The sequence below is a fragment of the Bowmanella dokdonensis genome (genome assembly GCF_017254865.1).
In the GTDB taxonomy this organism is placed as follows: domain Bacteria; phylum Pseudomonadota; class Gammaproteobacteria; order Enterobacterales; family Alteromonadaceae; genus Bowmanella; species Bowmanella dokdonensis.
The window spans coordinates 1-333 of the sequence record NZ_JAFKCV010000227.1; the positions used below are offsets into that span (position 1 = coordinate 1).

The 333-nt window shown below is 46.2% G+C and carries 1 protein-coding gene; it reads right to left on the bottom strand.

From position 1 onward, the window contains the following. The coding region (locus J0A66_RS22335) for a P-loop NTPase family protein (protein ID WP_500676670.1) at window positions 1-333 on the bottom strand (333 nt) is incomplete at both ends.

Sequence of the window (333 nt, forward strand, 5' to 3'; positions counted from 1 at the left end):
TGCGTAAGGTATCGATGTTGGTGTGATACATCACCTCCGAGATATCGGTGACCTCTCCGAGCAGATACTCCATCAGACCATTAGGCATCTTTTGATTGAGGGTGCGCATCACGTTTGGACGCAGCACATCGGCATCAACCAGCAACACGGTTTTGTCTTGCTCAAGTGCGATACTCAAGGCCAGGTTAATGGCGTTGTAAGTCTTACCTTCGTTCGGGTTAGAACTGGTGACCATGATGATATTGGGATTATTTAAGGTCTTTGCCAGCGGGCCAAAGGCATTACTTAAAACCTTGCGCTTAATGGTTCTGAACTCTTCATTAATTTTAGTGC